This window comes from Embleya sp. NPDC056575 (assembly GCF_042793325.1).
Classification (GTDB): Bacteria; Actinomycetota; Actinomycetes; order Streptomycetales; family Streptomycetaceae; genus Embleya.
This window is the reverse complement of the sequence record NZ_JBHTVA010000181.1, coordinates 397-833: the sequence shown is the minus strand read 5'-3', so window position 1 is coordinate 833 and position 437 is coordinate 397. Positions and strand designations below refer to the sequence as shown.

Here is a 437-nt window from a genome sequence, read left to right as displayed (position 1 = left end):
AGTCAGGATCAATCGGCACAAACGCCGCTCCGGCTTTCAAGACGCCGAGCACCGCGGCGGACATTTCAAGCGACGGCTTCGTGAGAATGCCGACGCGGTCATCCGGGCTAATGCCGCAGTCCATCAGAATCCGCGCGAGACGGTTTGCCTTCGCATTCAGCTCGCCGTACGTCCAAGACTGGCCGTTATATGTGACAGCCGGGCGGTCTTTGTGGCGCTGGGCAGTCTCTTCGAATAGCTGATGAACCGTTTTGTCTGTCGGCACAGGCAGCGCTTTGCCCTTCCATGCCTCAAGAAGTGCTTGTTTTTCTGTCTCGGTGACCAGTGACAGGCTGGAAAGCGGCTGGTTCGGGTTCCCAGTAACAGCATCTAAAAGCTCCATCCAATATTGCTTCCATCGTTCAATCGTTTCCTGCTTAAACAGAGCTGTATTGTAT

General features: G+C 54.9%; 1 protein-coding gene. It reads right to left on the bottom strand.

Features of this window, described 5'->3' with window-relative positions:
- A partial coding sequence (locus ACFRCG_RS48565; RefSeq protein ID WP_380043081.1) for an AMP-binding protein occupies positions 1-437 on the bottom strand: 437 nt, incomplete at both ends.